The organism is Maricaulis virginensis, from assembly GCF_027922185.1.
GTDB lineage: Bacteria > Pseudomonadota > Alphaproteobacteria > Caulobacterales > Maricaulaceae > Maricaulis > Maricaulis virginensis.
The window spans coordinates 1-19,393 of the sequence record NZ_BSFE01000004.1 but is presented as its reverse complement, the minus strand read 5'-3'; the positions used below and the strand labels follow the sequence as shown (position 1 = coordinate 19,393).

Genomic DNA, 19,393 nt, shown 5'->3' with positions numbered 1-19,393 from the left:
CCGGCCTCTGACGACAAGGACACGCGCCCGCCATGTACCCGTCCACACGCCTTCGCCGCACCCGTCAGGCCGACTGGTCGCGCCGCCTCGTGCGCCAGAATACCCTGACAGTGAACGATCTGATCTGGTCCGTCGTGGTGTCCGACACGGCCGATCCGGTCGAACCGGTGATGGCGATGCCGGGCGTCGACCGCCTGTCGCTTTCCGCACTGGCGAAGGCGGCGAAGGAAGCCCAGGATCTGGGCATTCCGGCGATGGCGATTTTCCCGCACATCGATCCGGCGAAGAAGGATGATTCCGGTTCCGAGGCCCTCAATCCGGACGGTCTGGTGCCGAATGCGATCCGCACCATCAAGGAGGCTGCACCCAATGTGGGTGTGATCTGCGATGTCGCGCTCGACCCCTTCACCACGCACGGTCATGACGGCGTGCTCGACGGCGATCGCATCGCCAATGACGCCACCGTCGAACAACTGGTCGCCCAGGCCCTGGTCCAAGCGCAGGCCGGCTGCGACGTCGTCGCCCCGTCCGACATGATGGATGGCCGCATCGGCACGATCCGCGACGCGCTGGAAGCGGACGGCCATCACGACACGATGATCCTCTCCTACGCCGCCAAATACGCTTCCGGCTTCTACGGCCCCTATCGCGAGGCGATCGGCTCGGCGGCGGCCCTGAAAGGCGACAAGCAGACCTATCAGATGGACCCCGCCAATCGCGACGAGGCGATCCGCGAGGTCGAGCTCGACATCGCCGAGGGTGCCGACATGGTGATGGTCAAGCCCGGCCTGCCCTATCTCGATATCGTCCGCGCCCTTTCCGATACCTTCCCCGTCCCGGTCTACGCCTTCCAGGTCTCCGGCGAATACGCCATGATCGAGGCCGCCGCCGCCAATGCCTGGATCGACGGCGAACGCGTGATGATGGAAAGCCTCCTCGCCTTCAAGCGCGCGGGCGCCGCAGGGATCATCACCTATTTCGCACCGCGGGCGGCGCGAGTGCTGAACGGATAGCCGGCCACCCCGGTGTCATCCCGGCCGGAGTCCCGCGGCGGCGGGACGCAGTGCCGGGACCCATACGCCCGGCTTGCGCACAAGCAGGCTTGATGCCGGTACAGCGAATGTCCGGAGAAGCACCGGGATTATGGGTCCCTGATCTCCGCCCGGCCCGGAGCCGGGCATCCGTCAGGGATGACACGGGACATTGGCCAGAAAGTCCCTGAGTTTTCATGCAGTCATGACGTGCTATGCTTGGTCTTACGCAGTAGGAACGTTACCATGCACAAGACCTGCCCGGCCTGCAGCGCAAAGCTGCCCGCCAACACGATCTGGCGGATGAATACCGGCAGCCAGTTTTCCTGCAGTCAGTGCGATGCCATTCTGGGCTGGCAGGCCGGCGGGCTGCTGGCGCTCGTGCTGCTGATCGCCTTCGCATCCGTTCCCATTTTCGTCTGGCTGGCCGGGTGGCTGGGCCCCACCAGCCTGGTTGTCGCGATCCTGCTTCTGATTGCCGGATGCGGCCTGGTGGCAATCCAGGGCATGCGCCCCGTTCTCCTCCGCCGAACCTGACCGGTCCTGCGACCCGCTTCCCGACGACACTCACCCCGTTCAGCCTTTGACCTCGAACGCGGTCTGCGGCATGCCCATATCCCGATAGCGACAGCTTCACCGGGACGTGCCTCATGACTTCCTCCACCCGCGAAACCCGTACCGTGCAGGCCATGCATGCGATCGACCGGCTGACCGGTGCGGTCATTCCGCCGCTGCACACCTCGACGACCTATGCGCGCGATGCCGATAACGCACTGATCGGCGCCCAGGATTACCGCCGCCCGAAAGGACCGACCGAGCAGCAGGCAGCGCAGGTCCTCGCCATGTTGGATGACGGAGCCGATGCGCGGCTGTTTTCCTCGGGCATGGCGGCCATCGCCGCCGTGCTGGAGAGCGTGCCCACGGGCGGGCATGTCGTCGCCCAGACCGAGATGTATTACGGCGCGCGCGGCCTTTTGCAGCGGGCGCTGGCGAAGAAGCGGATCACGCTGAACCTCGTTGCGCCGGGCGATCTGGATGCCCTCACCGCCGCGGCCCGTCCCGCCACCGACCTGATCTGGATCGAAACGCCTGCCAACCCGTCCTGGGCGATTGTCGACATCGCCAAGGCGGCCGATATCGCTCATGCCGTCGGTGCCACGCTGGCGGTCGACTCAACCTGCGCCCCGCCCTGCACCACGCGGCCGCTGGAGCTGGGTGCGGATATCGTCATGCATTCGGCGACCAAATACCTCAACGGCCATTCCGACGTGCTTGCCGGCGCGCTTGTGACCCGCAAGAGCGACACCCGCTGGGACGAGATCTGCGAGATCCACAACAAAACCGGCGCCATTCCCGGCGCCTTCGAGACCTGGCTCCTGCTACGTGGCCTGCGCACCCTGCATATACGCTATGCCCGCCAGAGCGGGACGGCGCTGTGGCTGGCCGAACAGCTGGCCGCCGATACGCGGCTTGCGGCCGTGCACTATCCCGGACTTCCCGGCCATCCCGGTCACGATGTGGCGCGGCGCCAGATGACGGGCGGGTTCGGCGGCATGCTGTCGGTCGAACTGGCCGGCGGTTTCGAGGCGGCGCGCCGCTTTGCGGCAGCCACGAAAATCTTCATCCAGGCGACTTCGCTGGGCGGGGTGGAAAGCCTGATCGAGCACCGCAAACCTGTCGAGGGAGCCGACAGCCCGGTGCCCGACGCGCTGGTGCGCCTGTCGGTCGGACTGGAAACACCGGCCGACCTGCTGGCCGATATCGATCAGGCGCTCGCCGCGGCCGCGGCGACGAGCAAAGAGTAGCCAATCGCTACCTGCATTACACCAAAGCCCAGTACTCCACACGTTTCTCGACATCTCTATTGTCGAATCTGAAAATATTTGCCTACGGTACAGGCGTTCTGTTGTGGTTCGTGTACGCGTTACTCAAGAAAAGTAATGGGGAGATCCACATGTCACTCGACAAGATCGTCTGGGCCGTCGCGGCCATCGCCGCTATCGTCTTCGCCTTCATATCCGGCTTCGAATGGGGCGGGCTGATACTGGCGCTGCTGGGTCTGGCCAGCGGCTTTTTCATCAAGGGAGACCATCGCCGCGCCGTTATTCTCGCGGCCATCTTCCTGATCGCCGGCGGGGCCGGCGCGCTCGGCGTCATACCGGCGGCGGGCGAGTATCTCACGGCCATCTTCACCAATTACGGCGCCGTCCTGTCGGCGGCGTCTCTCATGGTGATCGTCATGGCGACGGCCGAACGCCTCGTGCCGGGCATGCCCGCACAGTCGTAGACACACTCAGCGCCGCCGCGCCCGGTCCGGATCTCGCCCCGGACTGCATCGCGGCGGCGCCTTTCATCGTGTCCGGCCGCGCCGCGAATTGCCTATTCGCTGATCCGTACCGCAGGCAGCGACCATTTGAACCGGATCGCACAGCCGCGCAGGATCAGTGCAAGAGCCGCCGACCCCAGTGTCACGGCGCTGGGGTTGAAGCCCAGGGCCAGTCCCGCCACATAGGCCGCCGCGCCCGCCATCGCCGCGAGGGCGTAGATGTCCTCGCGCAGCACCAGCGGCACGTCGTTGACGATGATATCGCGCAGGAGGCCGCCAAAGGCCGCACTCATCATCCCGGTGAGGATGGCAATGGTCCAGTGCGCCCCGGCGGCCAGACCGGCCTCGGCTCCGATGACGCAGAAAACGGAAAGTCCGATCGCGTCGGCCCAGATCAGGGCGGCGCGGCGGGTGGCGATGGCCTGCGCCCAGGGCGAGGTGAAATAACCCAGCAGCGCGCCGCCGACGGCGACCGCGAGATAGTTCGGCTCGGCGACCCAGTAGACCGGCAATTGCCCCAGCAGCACGTCGCGCAGCGTGCCGCCACCCATCCCCGTCACCGCACCGACGATGGCGGCACCGAACGGGTCGAGCGCCTTGCGTGCCGCCAGCATGCCGCCGGAATAGGCGAAGAAGGCGATGCCGCCATAATCCAGCAGGGTGAACAGGAATTCGACATTCATGACCCCGCTCCTGTTGCCTCGGGAAGCGCCGGCACGATCGGCACCCCCTCGCCTGTCTCGACCGTCAGCAGCACCGCCAGCCCCGTCAGGGCGACGATCAGCACGGCCCAGACCGCCAGATTGATATAGACCGACCGGGTCGCCGAGCGCCGTTCCAGCCAGGTGCGCGGCCTTATCCCCTTGTAGAAGAAAACCAGCAGCGCGGCGAGATTGACGCTGACCACATTGATCGCCAGCAGGAGGCCGGCGCGCAGGGCGAGTTCGGTCTCGCCGGCGCCCAGCAGCAGGCCCGCCGTCGCCGCCGGCGGCAGCAGCGCCACGGCGACCATCACGCCCACCAGGGTGGAGGACAGCCCCGTCGCGATCGACAGCGCTGCGGCCGCCCCCGACGCCAGGGCGAGCACGGTGGAATCGAGCCCGACAACCGTGCGGCCGGAGAGTTCTTCCGACGTCAGATCCGCGCCGAAAGCCAGGCCGATCAGCGCCGACAGCGCCATGCCGAAGGCGAGGCCCACCAGCGCCGTGCGTGCCGAACGGGCCATCAGCTCCAGATCGCCCAGCGCCGAAGCAAAGGAGAAGGCCAGGATCGGGCCCAGCAGCGGTGCGATCACCATGGCGCCAATCACCACGGCGACATTGTCGGCCGAGAGGCCGAACACGGCGACGATGGTGGATAACAGGGTCAGGAGCAGGAAGTCGCGATGCAGTTTCGCGCCGCCCGCCACGTCCTGGTAGAGCTCCTCGCGCAGGGCGATGAATTTGCGGCGCGCCGAAGCCTCGACCAGTTTCGCCGCCGGCTTGGGCAGGCTGGCCTCGACCGGCAGCACGACCAGGCGCCAGTCCTCCAGACCGTCCATCAGACCGTTGATGGCATCGATGGCGGCCTGCCCCTCGCCATCGCCGAAGACCAGACGCAGCACGCGCCGGCCGCGCGAGGTGGGTTCGCTCAGCACGGTATCGAGCGGTTCGGCGCGCTCACTGGCTGCCATCAGGCGGTCAACAAGGGCCGCATCGTCCCGGAAACTCAGCTCGATCAGCCGCATCTTGCGCTCACGCCTTGCCCCGCCGACGTGCCAGCATCTCGCGGCGTGCGTGCTCGAACTCCAGCAGGTCGGCCAGATCGCGCGCCCGCCAGGCCGCGCCCATCATCATCAGGCTGCACACCATCCAGACCCCCAGAATACCGATCAGCGTATCGATCCGCTCGAAGCCGATCCGCGCCCAGAAATCCGGCTCGATCTCGGAGATGCCGAAGACGGCGGCCACCGGAACGGAGACCAGCAGCAGGGTCGTGGTGCGGAAGACGCGCTCGACGCGTTGCGCATTGAGCGCGGCATAGGTTTTCAGGAATTCGACCTGGGCATCGTCCAGCCCGCCCAGCAGGCCCAGCCCGACCTTCCAGTGCACCGCCCGCGTCAGCGGCGTCAGCTGGTCGTTGGCCATCTGCGACAGGGAGCGCCGGGTAAAGCCGGCCAGCAGCATGCGCCAGGTCGCGAACAGCGAAGTCAGGCGTTTCCACACGCCCATCGCGACCGGATCGGTGCGGATCAGCTGGCCCTCATCGCTCACAGGTCACGCTCCAGCCGCGCGATCAGCGAAGAGGTGTCCCAGCGATTGCCGCCCATGGCCTGCACATCGGCGTAGAACTGGTCGACCAGCGCCGCTACCGGCAGGCGCGCACCATTGCGGCGGGCCTCTTCCAGCGTGATGCGAAGGTCCTTGCGCATCCAGTCGATGGCAAAGCCGAAGTCGAACTCGTCCTTCACCATGGTCTGCCAGCGGTTTTCCATCTGCCAGGACTGCGCTGCGCCCTTGGAGATCGCGCCGATCACCAGCGCCGGGTCCAGCCCCGACCGCTTGGCGAAGTGCAGGCCTTCGGACAGGCCCTGGACGATGCCGGCGATGCAGATCTGGTTGACCATCTTGCACAACTGCCCGGCACCGGCCGGACCGATCAGCGAGCTTGCCTTGGCATAGGCATCCATCACCGGCTCGGCGCGCGCGAAGGTGTCGGCCTCGCCACCGCACATGATGGTCAGCTGGCCGTTTTCCGCACCGGCCTGACCGCCGGAGACCGGGGCATCGAGAAAACCGATCCCGGCATCGCGGGCCGCCTGGTCCAGCTCCCGCGCGAGCTCTGCGGAGGCCGTGGTGTGATCGACCAGCACCGCGCCCGGCTTCATCGCCGGAATCGCCTTTTCGGCGACGCTGCGCACATCGGGATCGTCGCCCAGGCAGGCAAAGACGAAGTCCGCATCCGCAACGGCCGCCTCGACCGAGGGGGCGGAGACGCCGCCATGCTCGGCCGCCCATTGCTCCATCTTCGCCGCTGTGCGGTTCCAGACGACGACGTCATGGCCGGCTCCGGCGAGGTGGCCCGCCATCGGATAGCCCATCACTCCCAGACCGAGAAACGTGCAGCGCGCCATGAAGCTCTCCCCTTTGCGTTCCCCCCTTGCTAGTCTTCCGGCAATTGGGGAGCAAGTCATCATGATCGCACGTCTTCTTCGCTATGCCGGTCTGGCTGTCGCCGGACTGCTGGCTCTCGCCGTCATCGCGGCGCTTATCGTCGGCAACCGTCTCTACGCCTCGCTGCCGCAGACACGCGGCACGATGGACGCTCCCGGCCTGCAGAACACCGCGCATATCGTGCGCGACAGCTGGGGCATTCCGCACATCTTCGCCGACCGCGATCGCGACGCCTTCTATGCACTCGGTGTTGCCCACGCGCAGGACCGCCTGTGGCAGATGGAGATCACCCGCCGGGCCCTGCGCGGCCGCGTCGCCGAAGTGCTGGGCGAGCCCGGCGTCTCCTCCGACATCTTCTTCCGCACGATGGGGCTCGGCCCGGCGGCGGACATCGCGGCGGAAAACCTGCCGGCCGACATCCGGGCGGCGCTGGAAGCCTATGCCGCCGGCGTCAACGCGGTGATCGACGCCCCGGGCTTTGTCGCGCCGCCGGAATTCCAGATCCTGATGATGCAGCCGGAACCCTGGACGCCGGCCGACACGGTGGTGGTCTACAAGGCGATCGCGCTCGACCTGTTCGGCAATGCCTTCGAGGAACCGCGCCGCGCGGCGCTGGAGGCCCGTCTGGGCGCCGAGCGCACGCTGGAATTCATCGGCCGCTACCCCGACGACGCTCCCCGCTCGCTCTCCATGGCCGATCTGGGGCTGGAGGAGACGGCCGCGACACCCGAGACCGAAACGCCGACCCAGGGGCCGGAAGACAATGGCCGTGACGGATCGAACAACTGGGTGCTCTCCGGCAGCCGCACCGTGTCCGGCCTGCCCATCCTGGCCAATGATCCGCATCTGGGCCTGCGCGCACCGGCGATCTGGTATCTGGCCCGCATCACATCGCCGGACGGATCAGCGGTCGGCGCCACCCTGCCCGGCACGCCTTTCGTGACGCTGGGGCGCAATGACAATATCGCCTGGGGCTTCACCAATACCGGTCCCGATGTCGGCGATCTGCACGCCGTGACCGAGGCCGACGTGACCGGCTCGCGCGAAGAGATCATCGCCGTGCGCTTCGGTGACGACATCACCATCACGCGGCGCGAAACGGCGACAGGCCCCGTGCTCGATCCGGAACATTTCCCTGCCTACACCGTGCCCGAGGGCGCCGATTTCTTTGCCCTGCAATGGATGCTCGACGAGCCGGACGACGCGACGACCGGTGTCGGCATGCATATTCTGGCCGGGGAGGACTGGCAGGACTTTGTCGATGCCGTCCGCAATTTCGTGGCGCCGCAGCAGAACATGGTCTTTGCCGCACGCGACGGGGATATCGGTTTCTACGCCCCGGCGCGCATTCCGGTTCGCGATGCCGACGGCAACTGGGTCTCGACCATTCCCTTCGAGGACCTGCCCCACACCCGCAATCCCGAGCGCGGCTTCATCGCCACCGCCAACAACAAGATCGTGCCGGACGGCTATCCGCACTATCTGACCGGCGACTGGTATGGCGTGAACCGGATCCGGCGCATCTATGAGGGTATCGAGAGCACCGACCGCCACGACCTGGACAGCATGGCCGCGCTGCAGGTCGACACGGTGTCGGTGATGGCCCGCCAGGTCCTGCCGGTCCTGATGACCGCCGAGCCCGCCAGTGAAGCCGGCCGCGAGGCCCTTGCGATGCTCGCCGGCTGGGATGCCGACATGGCTGTCGACCGGCCCGAACCGCTGATCTATGCCGCCTGGATGCGGTCGCTGTCGCGCGCCGTCTATGCCGACGACCTCGGCGATCTGTTCGATCGCTGGTATGCCGACCGCCGTGTCTTCATGACCGATGTGCTGACCGGCGATCTGGGCGCCTGGTGCGATGACAGCACGACCGAAGCGGTGGAAACCTGCCTGGACCTTCTGGGCCCGGCCCTCGACGACGCCATGGAACAGACGATGGCGGATCACGGGGCCGACATGCCGGCCTGGCGCTGGGGCGATGCCCACTACGCCCGCCACGCCCACACGCCGTTTTCCGATTTCCCGGTCCTGTCGGACTGGTTCACGATCGAAACGCCGATCCCGGGCGATGGCTCGACGGTGAATGTCGCCCACTTCTCCTACCGCACGCCGGGCTATGAAGCCTTTCACGGCGCCTCCTACAGGGCGCTCTACGACATGGCGGATCCGGACGCCTCGCGCTTCATGATCACGACGGGCCAGTCCGGCAATGTCATGTCACGGCATTATGACGACCTGGCGCCGCTGTGGGGCCGCGGCGAATATGTGGAGATCCCGACCGGCTGGACGATGTATGCCGTGCCCGAGGGCATGAGCGTGCTGGAGCTTCAGCCCGGCTCGCAATAGGTCGAGGTGTAGAAGACCAGCGCCGGCACGTCGCGCGGGGTGTCCAGATCGATCACCTCGCCGACGATGATGTCATGATCGCCGCCGCGGTGCACGGCGCTCTGCCTGCACACGAAATGTGCCACGGCGCCATCGATCAGCGGCGCCTGCTCGCCGGTCCACACAGCGTGGCAATTGCGCAGGTCCGGCTGCAGAGCACAGGCATGGGCCAGCCCCGCCTGGTCGGCTGCGAGCACATTGATGGCGTAGGTCTGCGCGTGCCGGAACATCGCGTAGCGCTCGGTCTCGCACTCGATCGACCACAGCACCAGAGGCGGATTGAGCGAGACCGAAGCGAAAGAATTCACGGTCATCCCGACAGCCCGGCCTTCGTGAAAGGCCGACACGATGGTTACGCCGGTCGGAAAGCGCCCGAGTGCATCTCTGAATTCGCGGCTGTCGATCAAGGGGCTGACCTCGCAAGCTGGGATTTTGAAACCTGGCCTTAACGCTAACCGTCTACAGGAGGGAGGGATAAGGAAACAAGGCGGGTGGACATGGCGTCGAAAGATCAGCCGATTGTCATCAAGAAAGTCGTAAAGGGCGGAGGCGGCGGCCACCATGGCGGCGCCTGGAAAGTGGCCTATGCCGACTTCGTGACCGCGATGATGGCCTTCTTCCTTCTGATGTGGCTGATCAACACGACCACGCCGGAACAAAAGCGCGGCATTGCCGACTATTTCGCGCCCGCCAGCGTCTCGCCGGCGAACTCGGGTTCCGGCGCACCGCTGGCCGGTACCGCACCGGGCGATGACGGCGTGCAGGGTTCCGGCGACAGCTCGATGCGCCAGCGCCTCGCCCCGTCGGCCCCGCAGCTCAATGACCGCGACCGCCAGCAGACGCCGGAAGGCTCGCCGGAATCGCCGGACGAAATCCAGGAATCCGCCGCCCAGGTGATGGCGTCTGCCATGGCCGAGGCCCAGGCCCGCCGCGATGCGGCCCAGCTTCACTCGGCCGCCATGTCCCTGCGCCAGGCGATGCAGGACATGCCGGAACTGGCCGAACTGTCCAACCACATCATTGTCGACGAGACGCCGGAAGGCCTGCGCATCCAGCTGATCGACCAGGAAGGCCGCCCGATGTTCAATCCGGGCGCAACCGAGCCGACCGACCGCGCCATCACCCTGCTGCGCGCCGTCGCCCGCATTGCCGAACGCCTGCCGAACCGGCTGTCGATCGCCGGTCATACCGACAGCGCGCCCTCGACCGGCGGCAGCTATACCAATTGGGAATTGTCCTCCGACCGGGCCAATTCCGCCCGCCGCGTCCTGCAGACCTCGGGCATCTCGAACGACCGCATTTATGAAGTGCGCGGCAAGGCCGGTTCGGAACCGCTCTATCCGGACGATCCCTACATGCCGGGCAATCGCCGGATCTCCATCGTGCTCCTGCGCGAAGCCCCGGTCCTGCCCCGGGGGCACGAACTCTAGGACGGAGTACCACTCCGGCCCGCCGGGGCGCCTATAGCCTGCCGGCGAGTTCGAGCCCCGTGCCGCCAACCGCCGCGATCAGGACTACGGCCCACGGCGGCAATTTCCACGACATCAGGGCGAGGACGCAGATCAGCGCGAGAAGCAGATCCCGCACATCGCCGATGGCGCTGGTAAAGACCGGCGAATACAAGGCCGCGCCGAGAATCCCGACCACGGCCGCATTGGTCCCCTGCAGGACGGACTGTGCCCACGAGAGCGCCCGCAACCTGTCCCAGAAGGGCAATACGGCAATCAGAACCAGGAATCCGGGGAGAAATAACGCCAGCAGCGCGAGCAAGGCCCCGGCAACCGCATTCGGCGCCGGGTCCAGCAAGGCGCCGAGATAGGCAGCAAAGGTGAAGAGCGGCCCCGGCACGGCCTGTGCGGCGCCATAACCGGACAGGAAAGCATCCCCGGAAACCCAGCCGGGACCAACGACCTCCGCCTGTAACAGAGGCAGCACGACATGGCCGCCACCGAACACCAGGGCGCCTGCCCGATAGAACCCGTCGAGGATCGCCAGCACCGGTGACTGCCCGGACACGAGCGGCAGCAGAACGAGCAATACAAGGAAGACTGAAAGCGCGGCGATACCCGTGCCTGGAGATACCGGCAAGCCGATCCGCCCGCCAGCCGGCACGCCCGCGCCCCGGCCCAGCAGGAAACCGGCCGATCCGCCCAGTGCGATCGCGCCGGTCAGTCCGAATGTGCCGGGAATGAAAGCCAGCATGGCCACCGCAGCGACGGCAATACTCGCGCGCGCAGGGTCGGGACAGAAGACCCGGGCCATGCCCCACACGGCCTGGAACACGATAGCCACGGCAACGATCTTGAGGCCATGGACCATCCCCGCTGCGACGGGCCCCGCCAGACTTCCGGCAGACAGGGCGAGGCTAAACAGAAGCAATGCAGACGGCAGGGTGAAGGCCAGGAAGGCTGCGAGCCCCCCGAGCCAGCCAGCACGCATCAGACCGAGTGCGAAACCGGCCTGGGACGACGCCGGCCCCGGCAGGAACTGGCACAGAGCAACGAGATCGCCATAGGCCTGTTCCGACAGCCAGCCGCGCCGCGTGACCAGTTCGTCGCGGAAATAGCCCAGATGCGCGATCGGTCCGCCGAACGACATCAGTCCCAGCCTGAGAAAGACAAGGAAGACCTCAAGCGGGCTGCCCTGCCGGCGCGATGACTGCGTCGTTTCATTCATATTCGCATCCACCTCACCAGCCCCGGGCCGGGTCGCCCGCTACAGGTCCGGCATTCCAACGCCAAGAGAGAATACAGCCGGTCCGACCGCAAGCGATCGATTGCGCGGCAGCGGCAGGCGGGGGCTTCGCAAGCGCACATAACGCGTGGTAGCGTCGTGGATCGCACATGTCGGATCCATAGCCTCCTGAAATCAAAATGATAGAAAGCGCGTCGCTAGACGTCTGGCAGATGTGGGCAATTCTCGGCGGCCTGGTCGTCGCAATTGTCTTCTTCGTGTGGGACCGGTTCCCGATCGAGATCGTTTCGGCCTCGATCGTGGCGGCGCTCATGCTGTTCTTCCATTTCTTTCCCCTGGAAGACGGCCGGCCCAGCATCGCCGCCCTTCTGGAGGGATTTGCGAATCCCGCACTCTTCACCATCCTGTGCCTGCTGATTGTCGGCCAGGGCATATTCCAGACCGGCGCGATGGAGGGGCCGACCCAGTTCCTCCTCTCCTCCTACGACCAGCGGCCGCGCGGCACGCTGATCGCGATGTTCGCCTTCGTCTTCGTGGTGAGCGCCTTCATCAACAATACGCCGGTCGTGGTGATGTTCGTGCCGATTCTCGTGGCGATCGCGCGGCGGATGGAGAAAAGCCCGTCCAAGCTGATGATCCCGTTGAGCTATGTCTGCATCCTGGCCGGCATGACGACGCTGATCGGCTCCTCGACCAACCTGCTGGTCGCCGAACAGCTGCGCACGATTTCCGGCGTCAGCCTCGACTTCTTCACACCGACCGTGCCGGGCCTTTTCCTCGCCGCCTTCGGCCTCGTCTACATCGTCTTCGTCCTGCCGCGCCTGCTGCCCGACCGTGACACGATGGAGGGCGAGCTGGCCGGCTCCGGCGAAGGCCGGCAATACATCGCCCAGATCGAGGTGACCGCCGACCACCCGCTGGCCGGCAAGCGTCCCGTCGCGGGCATGTTTGCCGACCTGCCCGACATGACGGTGCGCATGATCCAGCGCGGCGAGCACGCCCTGCTGCCGCCCTTCGACCAGATCGAGCTTAAGGCCGGCGACCTGGTGATCGTTGCCGCCACCCGCCAGACCCTGTCCAACCTCCTGTCCAAGCGCGCCGACTTCATGCGCGGCATGCTCGAGGCCTCGGGCCCCGGCGAGAATCCGACCCCGGGCGACAGCCTGATGATCACTGAAGCCGTGGTGGCCCCTGGTTCGCGCCTGATCGGCCGCACCATCCAGCAGATCGGTTTCCGTCATGCCACGGGCTGTATCGTGCTGGGCATCCAGCGCCGCAGCCGCATGATCCGCTCGCGCATGGGCGAGATCCGGCTCGAGGCCGGCGATACGCTGCTGCTGTTCGGCTCGACGAGCTCGATGCGCCAGCTGCGGTCCGACCGCGACCTTCTGCTGATGGAATGGGCGACCACGGCTCTCGCCGATCCGCGCCGCGCCAATGTCGCGCGCGCCATCTTCGCCGGTGTGGTGATTGCGGCCGCGACCTCGCTGATGCCGATCGCGCTGGCCTCCTTCCTCGGTGCCGTGGCGATGATTGCCGGCGGCTGTCTCAACACCCGCCAGGCGGCGCGTGCCGTCGACATCCGCATCTATCTGCTGATCGGCTCGGCGATTGCCTTGGGCACGGCGCTGCAGATCACCGGCGGGGCCGACCTGCTGGCGACGGGGGTCGTTACGGTCTTCTCGCCTTTCGGGCCGGTCGTGCTGATGTCGGCCATGTTCATCCTGATCGCATTGCTGACGAACGTCCTGTCCAACAGCGCCACTGCGATCCTGTTCACCCCGATCGCAGTCGGGGCGGCCAACCAGATCGGTGCCGACCCTTCACTGTTTGCCCTGACCGTGCTGTTTGCTGCCAACACCTGTTTTGCGACGCCGATCGGTTATCAGACCAATCTTCTCGTGATGGGCCCCGGCCACTATCGCTTCATGGACTATATCCGGGCGGGCGCACCGATGGTGGTGTTGTTCTGGATCGCCTTCACCCTTTACATTTCTCTCCTCTACGCCTTCGATCTGGTGTGAGTTAGCATGACGGTCCGGTACAGCTGAGTCGAAGAGCGCGCAGTGACCCATCCATTCGCGACACGGCAAATTCCCTTCTTCCTGACGGCGGCAGCGCCGTGCCCGTATCTGCCCGGGCGCTGGGAGCGAAAAGTCTTTACCCGGATCGATCTGGGCGAAGGGCCGGCGCTCAATGACGCCCTGACCCATGCCGGCTTCCGCCGCAGCCAGGGCGTGCTCTACCGTCCGGCCTGCGAGGCCTGCGACGCCTGCAAGTCGGTGCGCATCGACGCCGGCGATTTCGAGTGGAAGCGCCGCTGGCGCAAGAATCTCAACCGCAATGACGATCTCACCGTCTCCACCGAGACCCAGACGGCGACAATGGAGCAGTACGAGCTGCTCAGCCGCTATCTGGACAGCCGCCACGGCGATGGCGACATGGCCGGCATGTCCTTCGGCGAATACGTCATGATGGTCGAGGAAGGCGCCCAGCGCACCCATGTCACCGAATACCGCGACGCCTCGGGGACGCTCGTCGCGGCGGTGCTGACCGATGTGCTCAAGGACGGTCTTTCGCTGATCTACAGCTATTTCGATCCGGACGAGGAGAAACGCAGCCTGGGCGCCTTCATGATCCTGGACGCCGTGCGCCAGGCCGAAGCGGCCGGCCTGCCCTTCGTCTATCTGGGCTATTGGGTGCGCGGCAGCCGCAAGATGGGTTACAAGGCGGCCTACCAGCCGCTGCAAGTCCTCACGCCGTCAGGCTGGCAGGCCTATGGCGAACTCGCTAACCATGAGGACGAAAACGACGAGGACTGACACCGGCCGGAACGGGCGGGCACGATCCTCAAGGGGGAGAGACATGGATCGACGCACATTCATCAGCGGCGGCGCCGTCGCCGCTGCGACGGTGGCAACTGCCTGCGGGGAGACGGGGCAGGAGAACGCGGCCGGACCGGCCGCACCGGCGGTCAATCGCGGCGTGAAACGCCTGCGCATGGTGACGACCTGGCCGGCCAATTTCCCCGGCCTGGGCACCGCCGCCAACAATGTCGCCGCCTATATCAACCGCATGTCCGGCGGTTCGCTGGATGTGCGCGTCTATGCCGCCGGCGAGATCGTCAGCGCTTTCGAGGCTTTCGATGCCGTCTCCGAAGGCACGGCCGACATGTATCACGGCGCGGAATATTACTGGCAGGGCAAGTCGCCGGCCTTCAACTTCTTCACCGCCGTGCCGATGGGCATGACCGCCTACGAGATCATGGGCTGGGTGGAATATGGCGGCGGCCAGGCGCTGTGGGACGAGCTGGCCGGCCAGTTCAATATCAAACCCTTCCAGGCCGGCAATTCCGGCCACCAGATGGGCGGCTGGTTCAAGCGCGAGATCAACACGCTGGACGATTTCCGCGGTCTGCGCATGCGTATCCCCGGGCTGGGCGGAAACGTGCTGCGCGAGCTGGGCGGCGCGGCCGTTACCCTCTCCGGCGGGGAAATCTATCCGGCACTGCAGAACGGCACGATCGACGCCACCGAATGGGTCGGTCCCTGGAATGACCTCGCCTTCGGCTTCTACCGCGAGGCGCCCTATTATTACGGTCCGGGCTTCCACGAGCCGGGCTCCTGCCTGGGTGTCGGCATGAACCGTACCGTCTGGGACGAACTGGCCGACGATCACAAGGCGATCATCCAGTCGGCCTGTCTGACGGCGAACAATCTCTCCCTCGCCGAATTCCAGCACCAGAACGGCATCGCGCTCGACGTGCTCGTCAACGAGCATGGCGTCGAACTGCGCCGCTTCTCCGACGAGATCTGGACGCGGATCGGCGAGATTTCCGAACAGGTCGTCGCCGATACCGGCAATGCCGATGCGATGACCCGCCGCGTCTATGAGAGCTATCTGGATGCGCGCAACAAGATGCGCCAGTGGGGCCGGGTTTCCGAAATGCCCTACATGGTCCAGCGCGAACGCGTGCTGGGCGGCTGACGCCCATGCGCCCCGGTGACCGCCTGATCCTGGCCGTTCTGGCCATCATCATCGTCCTGACCGCGCTGGACGCCGCCACCGGCGGCGCCATTGCGGGCCGGGCCAATGCGCACCTGGCCGGCTGGGCACAGGCGCTGGGCGGCTGGCTGATGCGGATCGGCCTCTTCATCTCGCCCGTCCTGCTGCTGCCGCTGCTCACCGCGCTGATGGGGCGTTTCCTGTCGGTGCCCGCCGGGGCATGGAATTTCGAACGCAGCCTGATCGGCATTCTCGACCGCATCACCCTGACCATCGGCGGCGCGGCGCGCTGGTTCGCCCTCGGCCTCGTGGTCGCCACCGCGGTGATCGTGATCCAGCGCTATGTCTTCGGCTATGCCTCGACCAAGCTGCAGGAGAGCGTGATCTACATGCACGCCCTGCTCTTCCTGCTCGCCTCGGCCTCGGCGCTTCTCAATGGCGGCCATGTGCGCGTCGACGTGATCTATGAAAAGCTCAGCGAGCGCGGCAAGGCCTGGACCGACCTGATCGGCACCTATCTCGCCCTGATGCCGATGAGCTTTCTCATCCTGTGGTCCTCGACCGGCTATATGAACTCCACCTGGCGGATCCTCGAGCAATCGCGCGAAAGCGACGGCCTGCCTTTCGTCTTTCTGCTGAAGACCGCCATTCCGGTGTTTGCCGTCATGATGATCCTGCAGGGCTTTTCGATGGCCGCCCGCGCCGCCATGACGATCGGCAGGGAAACCCCGCCGCCCCTGCCCGATACGTTCAAGGGCGAGGTCTGACGCCATGAGCTTCTTCGTCGAGATCCTGCCCTTCCTGATGTTCATCGCCGCCTTTGCGGCGCTGCTGCGCGGCTATCCGGTCGCTTTCACCCTGGCCGGTGTCGCCCTGGGCTTTGCCCTCCTGGGCATCTCCATGGGCCTGTTCGACCCGATCCATTTCCGCGCTTTCCCGCAGCGTATCTACGGCAATCTGATGGAGATGGACCGGCAGATCCTGGTCGCCGTGCCGCTCTTTGTCTTCATGGGCGTGATGCTGGAAAAATCCCGCATCGCCGAGGAATTGCTCGAAGCGATGGGCGCGCTCTTCGGCACGCTGCGCGGCGGGCTGGGGATTTCCGTTATCGTGGTCGGCGCGCTGCTGGCCGCCTCGACCGGCATTGTCGGCGCCACCGTGGTGACGATGGGCCTTCTCTCCCTGCCCACCATGCTCAAGCGCGGCTATGATCCCGCCCTCGCCGCCGGATCGATCGCGGCCTCGGGCACGCTGGGCCAGATCATCCCGCCATCGATCGTGCTGGTGCTGCTGGGTGACCAGATCTCCAATGCCTACCAGGAAGCCCAGCGCGCCCAGGGCATTTTCTCGCCGGACATCGTCTCGGTCGGCGACCTTTTTGCCGGCGCACTGATCCCGGGCCTGATGCTGGTCGGGCTCTATATCGCCTACCAGATCGTGATGGCGATCTGGAAGCCGGAGAGCGCGCCCGCCGCGCCGGCCAGCGAAGCCCATGCCGACTGGGGCGCCATCCTGCACGCCCTCCTGCCGCCGCTGGCGCTGATCATCGCCGTGCTCGGCTCGATCCTCGCCGGGCTGGCGACCCCCACCGAAGCCGCCGGTGTCGGCGCCGTGGGGGCCAGCTTCATTGCCGGCGCGCGCAATGCCGGCCGCGACGGCAATCCGCCGCTCGGCCAGCTGGCCAGCTATGCCGGCCTTGTCGCCCTGATTGCGCTGATCGGCCTGGTGGTCGTCGCCAATATCGGCTCGGACAGCCGGATCTATGTCGCCGATCTGGGCACGCTGGGCGGTATCGCCGCCGGTGCGCTGGTCACCCTCACCCTGCTGGGCGCCGGCTGGAGCCTGTGGCGTCTCAAGCGCAATGGCGTGCTGGACGAGGTGATGACCTCCACGGCAACCATTTCCGCCATGGTCTTCGTGATCCTGATCGGCGCCTCGCTGTTCTCGCTGATCTTCCGCGAGCTGGGCGGCGACGAGACCGTACAGGCCGCCCTCGAGGCCGTGCCCGGCGGCGTGTTCGGCGCGCTGGCCGTGGTCATGCTGGTGATGTTCGTCCTCGGCTTCTTCCTCGACTTCATCGAGATCACCTTCGTGGTGGTGCCGATCGTGGCACCGATCCTCCTGATGATGGGCGTCGATCCGGTCTGGCTGGGCGTGCTGATGGCGATGAATTTGCAGACCAGCTTCCTTACCCCGCCCTTCGGCTTTGCGCTCTTCTATCTGCGCGGCGTGGCGCCGGAGGCGGTGAAGACGACCGACATCTATCGCGGCGCCATCCCCTTCGTGATCATCCAGCTGCTGGCAATTGTCGCGGTTGCGGCCCTGCCCTGGCTGGCCACAGCCCTGCCGAACTGGCTTTATGGGTAGATGGATTCACCTGGTCCTTCCCCTTGACGGGGAAGGTGTCCGGCGCAGCCGGACGGAAGGGGTGAATCCCGGTGGTGAAAGGTTCACGATGGCCTTGCCCCCACCCCCTCCGACCCGGGGCTGCGCCCCGGCCCACCTCCCCCATCAAGGGGGAGGACGAAAACGAAGGATATCCGTTCGATGACCGCGCTGAACAAGATCGAGCTGGAACGGGTTTTCATCGCCGTGCTGGCGCTCGCGATCACGGCGGTCTTCGCCTGGATGATCCGGGACTATCTGGCCACGCTCTTCCTGGCCGGGGTAATCGCGCTCTTCCTGTCGGGCCCGCATCGCTGGCTGGCGGCACATATGGGCGAGCGCCCCAAGCTGGCTGCAATCCTGCTGGTGACCGGTGCCCTGCTCGCTTTCGTCATACCCTCGGCGATCCTGCTCGGCGTGGTCGCCGAACAGGCGATCGACATCACCCAGCGCGTCACGCCCTGGGTGCAGGAACAGGTCTCCCAGATCCGCGATGACGGGCTTTACGGCCTGCCCGACTGGATGCCCTTCCGCGAGACCATCATCCAGTACCAGGCCACGATCACCACCCAGCTGGGCAATCTGGCCGGCACGGTGGGGCGGCTCCTCGTGTCCAGCCTGCGCGCCGGCACGGGCGGCTTCCTCGTTGCCACGCTGAACTTCTTCATCCTGGTCTATGCGCTGTATTATTTCCTGCTGACCGGCCGCAAGAGCGCACACCAGGCGCTCAGCCTGCTGCCGATGACCGGCGAGGATCGCGACCTCCTCGCCGAACGCGCCATCTCCACCATCCGCGCGACCGTGAAGGGCACCTTCGTCATCGCCCTCGTCCAGGGTGCGCTGACCGGGGCCGGCCTCTATGTTGCCGGTGTGCCGGGCGCGATCTTCTGGGGCGCGGTGACCGCCCTCCTCTCGATCATCCCGATGATCGGCCCGCCGCTGGTCTGGGTGCCCGCCGCAATCTGGCTGACGGCCTCAGGCCAGGTCGTGCCCGGTATCGCGCTGGCCGTATGGGGCGCCATCGTCGTCTCGACCTCCGACAATCTCCTGCGCCCGGCCCTGGTGGGCAAGGATGCGCGCATGTCCGACCTGATGGTGCTGATCTCCACCCTGGGCGGGCTGACCCTGTTCGGCGCCGTCGGCATCATCATCGGCCCGGTGGTGGCCGCGCTCTTCACCTCGGTCTGGTACATCTTCCGGGAGACGTATTCGGGGCTTCTGGAAGAGGAGGCTGAGGAGGAGGAAACCGGCGACAACACGCCTATGGAAGAGCCGTAAATATCATTCTCTCTCCCACCGGCCGGGAGAAATGCGGAGGGTGAAAGCGCAAAACCTGAACACCCCTTCTCCCCGGCCGGGGAGAAGGTGGGCGGAGCCCGGATGAGGGGCGGCCGCGGCAGCGGCCCACTTGAAGC

18 protein-coding genes are annotated in these 19,393 nt (G+C 66.2%); 12 read left to right on the top strand and 6 right to left on the bottom strand.

Annotated elements, in window-relative coordinates; translation table 11 throughout:
• The first annotated feature begins 32 nt into the window (after window positions 1-32).
• The 4 genes from hemB to PKE71_RS08450 all read left to right on the top strand — a co-directional run bounded on the left by hemB (window position 33) and on the right by PKE71_RS08450 (window position 3,318).
• Window positions 33-1,013: a porphobilinogen synthase gene (gene hemB / locus PKE71_RS08465; protein ID WP_271186529.1), complete on the top strand. Its 981-nt coding sequence runs from the start codon at window positions 33-35 to the stop codon at window positions 1,011-1,013.
• Between the two features lie 264 nt (window positions 1,014-1,277).
• Window positions 1,278-1,568 carry a hypothetical protein gene (locus PKE71_RS08460; protein WP_271186528.1) on the top strand — a complete coding sequence of 97 codons (291 nt, stop codon included), beginning with the start codon at window positions 1,278-1,280 and terminating at the stop codon, window positions 1,566-1,568.
• A gap of 113 nt (window positions 1,569-1,681) precedes the next feature.
• Window positions 1,682-2,836, top strand: a complete 1,155-nt coding sequence (locus PKE71_RS08455) for a trans-sulfuration enzyme family protein (protein ID WP_271186527.1) — start codon at window positions 1,682-1,684, stop codon at window positions 2,834-2,836.
• Between the two features lie 149 nt (window positions 2,837-2,985).
• Window positions 2,986-3,318 carry a hypothetical protein gene (locus PKE71_RS08450; protein ID WP_271186526.1) on the top strand — a complete coding sequence of 111 codons (333 nt, stop codon included), beginning with the start codon at window positions 2,986-2,988 and terminating at the stop codon, window positions 3,316-3,318.
• A 92-nt stretch (window positions 3,319-3,410) separates the two neighbouring features.
• Here PKE71_RS08450 and PKE71_RS08445 read toward each other — a convergent pair whose 3' ends face one another.
• Genes PKE71_RS08445 through PKE71_RS08430 form a run of 4 tightly spaced genes read right to left on the bottom strand, consistent with a single transcriptional unit; the run spans window position 3,411 to window position 6,469 of the window.
• Window positions 3,411-4,040 (bottom strand): trimeric intracellular cation channel family protein, encoded by a 630-nt coding sequence (locus PKE71_RS08445; RefSeq protein WP_271186525.1) that lies wholly within the window; start codon window positions 4,038-4,040, stop codon window positions 3,411-3,413.
• Complete coding sequence (locus PKE71_RS08440; protein ID WP_271186524.1) at window positions 4,037-5,083, bottom strand: TIGR00341 family protein; 1,047 nt, start codon at window positions 5,081-5,083, stop codon at window positions 4,037-4,039. Before PKE71_RS08440 ends, PKE71_RS08445 begins: the two co-directional genes overlap by 4 nt.
• A 7-nt stretch (window positions 5,084-5,090) precedes the next feature.
• On the bottom strand, window positions 5,091-5,609 hold the full coding sequence (locus PKE71_RS08435; RefSeq protein ID WP_271186523.1) for a hypothetical protein: 519 nt from the start codon (window positions 5,607-5,609) through the stop codon (window positions 5,091-5,093).
• Complete coding sequence (locus PKE71_RS08430; RefSeq protein WP_271186522.1) at window positions 5,606-6,469, bottom strand: NAD(P)-dependent oxidoreductase; 864 nt, start codon at window positions 6,467-6,469, stop codon at window positions 5,606-5,608. The genes PKE71_RS08435 and PKE71_RS08430 overlap by 4 nt, the downstream gene beginning before the upstream one ends.
• Window positions 6,470-6,530: 61 nt before the next feature.
• On the opposite strand from PKE71_RS08430, the gene PKE71_RS08425 reads away from it, so the two are divergent.
• Entirely contained in the window at window positions 6,531-8,855 is a 2,325-nt protein-coding gene (locus PKE71_RS08425) for a penicillin acylase family protein (RefSeq protein WP_271186521.1), read from the top strand.
• On the opposite strand, the gene PKE71_RS08420 is transcribed toward PKE71_RS08425, so the two are convergent.
• Window positions 8,837-9,301, bottom strand: a complete 465-nt coding sequence (locus PKE71_RS08420; RefSeq protein ID WP_373878803.1) for a flavin reductase family protein — start codon at window positions 9,299-9,301, stop codon at window positions 8,837-8,839. The genes PKE71_RS08425 and PKE71_RS08420 overlap by 19 nt on opposite strands.
• Before the next feature lie 90 nt (window positions 9,302-9,391).
• Between PKE71_RS08420 and PKE71_RS08415 the strand changes: the two genes are divergently transcribed.
• Window positions 9,392-10,324: a flagellar motor protein MotB gene (locus PKE71_RS08415; protein ID WP_271186519.1), complete on the top strand. Its 933-nt coding sequence runs from the start codon at window positions 9,392-9,394 to the stop codon at window positions 10,322-10,324.
• A 31-nt stretch (window positions 10,325-10,355) separates the two neighbouring features.
• On the opposite strand, the gene chrA is transcribed toward PKE71_RS08415, so the two are convergent.
• Window positions 10,356-11,570, bottom strand: coding sequence for a chromate efflux transporter (gene chrA, locus PKE71_RS08410; RefSeq protein WP_271186518.1), 1,215 nt, complete (start codon window positions 11,568-11,570; stop codon window positions 10,356-10,358).
• Window positions 11,571-11,767: 197 nt separating this feature from the next.
• On the opposite strand from chrA, the gene PKE71_RS08405 reads away from it, so the two are divergent.
• The 6 genes from PKE71_RS08405 to PKE71_RS08380 all read left to right on the top strand — a co-directional run bounded on the left by PKE71_RS08405 (window position 11,768) and on the right by PKE71_RS08380 (window position 19,256).
• Window positions 11,768-13,612 carry an SLC13 family permease gene (locus PKE71_RS08405; RefSeq protein WP_271186517.1) on the top strand — a complete coding sequence of 615 codons (1,845 nt, stop codon included), beginning with the start codon at window positions 11,768-11,770 and terminating at the stop codon, window positions 13,610-13,612.
• A 42-nt stretch (window positions 13,613-13,654) separates the two neighbouring features.
• Complete coding sequence (locus tag PKE71_RS08400; protein WP_271186516.1) at window positions 13,655-14,410, top strand: arginyltransferase; 756 nt, start codon at window positions 13,655-13,657, stop codon at window positions 14,408-14,410.
• A 43-nt stretch (window positions 14,411-14,453) separates the two neighbouring features.
• Window positions 14,454-15,575: a TRAP transporter substrate-binding protein gene (locus tag PKE71_RS08395; RefSeq protein WP_271186515.1), complete on the top strand. Its 1,122-nt coding sequence runs from the start codon at window positions 14,454-14,456 to the stop codon at window positions 15,573-15,575.
• 5 nt (window positions 15,576-15,580) lie between these two features.
• Window positions 15,581-16,360 (top strand): TRAP transporter small permease subunit, encoded by a 780-nt coding sequence (locus PKE71_RS08390; protein ID WP_271186514.1) that lies wholly within the window; start codon window positions 15,581-15,583, stop codon window positions 16,358-16,360.
• A 4-nt stretch (window positions 16,361-16,364) separates the two neighbouring features.
• Window positions 16,365-17,960, top strand: coding sequence for a TRAP transporter large permease (locus tag PKE71_RS08385; protein WP_271186513.1), 1,596 nt, complete (start codon window positions 16,365-16,367; stop codon window positions 17,958-17,960).
• A gap of 180 nt (window positions 17,961-18,140) precedes the next feature.
• On the top strand, window positions 18,141-19,256 hold the full coding sequence (locus PKE71_RS08380) for an AI-2E family transporter (RefSeq protein ID WP_271186512.1): 1,116 nt from the start codon (window positions 18,141-18,143) through the stop codon (window positions 19,254-19,256).
• Window positions 19,257-19,393 lie beyond the last annotated feature (137 nt).

Excerpts from the sequence above, each read along its gene's own strand:
- hemB (WP_271186529.1), top strand. The coding sequence starts at position 33 with ATGTACCCGTCCACACGCCTTCGCCGCACCCGTCAGGCCGACTGGTCG.
- PKE71_RS08460 (WP_271186528.1), top strand. The coding sequence starts at position 1,278 with ATGCACAAGACCTGCCCGGCCTGCAGCGCAAAGCTGCCCGCCAACACG.
- PKE71_RS08455 (WP_271186527.1), top strand. The coding sequence starts at position 1,682 with ATGACTTCCTCCACCCGCGAAACCCGTACCGTGCAGGCCATGCATGCG.
- PKE71_RS08450 (WP_271186526.1), top strand. The coding sequence starts at position 2,986 with ATGTCACTCGACAAGATCGTCTGGGCCGTCGCGGCCATCGCCGCTATC.
- PKE71_RS08445 (WP_271186525.1), bottom strand. The coding sequence starts at position 4,040 with ATGAATGTCGAATTCCTGTTCACCCTGCTGGATTATGGCGGCATCGCC.
- PKE71_RS08440 (WP_271186524.1), bottom strand. The coding sequence starts at position 5,083 with ATGCGGCTGATCGAGCTGAGTTTCCGGGACGATGCGGCCCTTGTTGAC.
- PKE71_RS08430 (WP_271186522.1), bottom strand. The coding sequence starts at position 6,469 with ATGGCGCGCTGCACGTTTCTCGGTCTGGGAGTGATGGGCTATCCGATG.
- PKE71_RS08425 (WP_271186521.1), top strand. The coding sequence starts at position 6,531 with ATGATCGCACGTCTTCTTCGCTATGCCGGTCTGGCTGTCGCCGGACTG.
- PKE71_RS08415 (WP_271186519.1), top strand. The coding sequence starts at position 9,392 with ATGGCGTCGAAAGATCAGCCGATTGTCATCAAGAAAGTCGTAAAGGGC.
- chrA (WP_271186518.1), bottom strand. The coding sequence starts at position 11,570 with ATGAATGAAACGACGCAGTCATCGCGCCGGCAGGGCAGCCCGCTTGAG.
- PKE71_RS08405 (WP_271186517.1), top strand. The coding sequence starts at position 11,768 with ATGATAGAAAGCGCGTCGCTAGACGTCTGGCAGATGTGGGCAATTCTC.
- PKE71_RS08395 (WP_271186515.1), top strand. The coding sequence starts at position 14,454 with ATGGATCGACGCACATTCATCAGCGGCGGCGCCGTCGCCGCTGCGACG.
- PKE71_RS08390 (WP_271186514.1), top strand. The coding sequence starts at position 15,581 with ATGCGCCCCGGTGACCGCCTGATCCTGGCCGTTCTGGCCATCATCATC.
- PKE71_RS08385 (WP_271186513.1), top strand. The coding sequence starts at position 16,365 with ATGAGCTTCTTCGTCGAGATCCTGCCCTTCCTGATGTTCATCGCCGCC.
- PKE71_RS08380 (WP_271186512.1), top strand. The coding sequence starts at position 18,141 with ATGACCGCGCTGAACAAGATCGAGCTGGAACGGGTTTTCATCGCCGTG.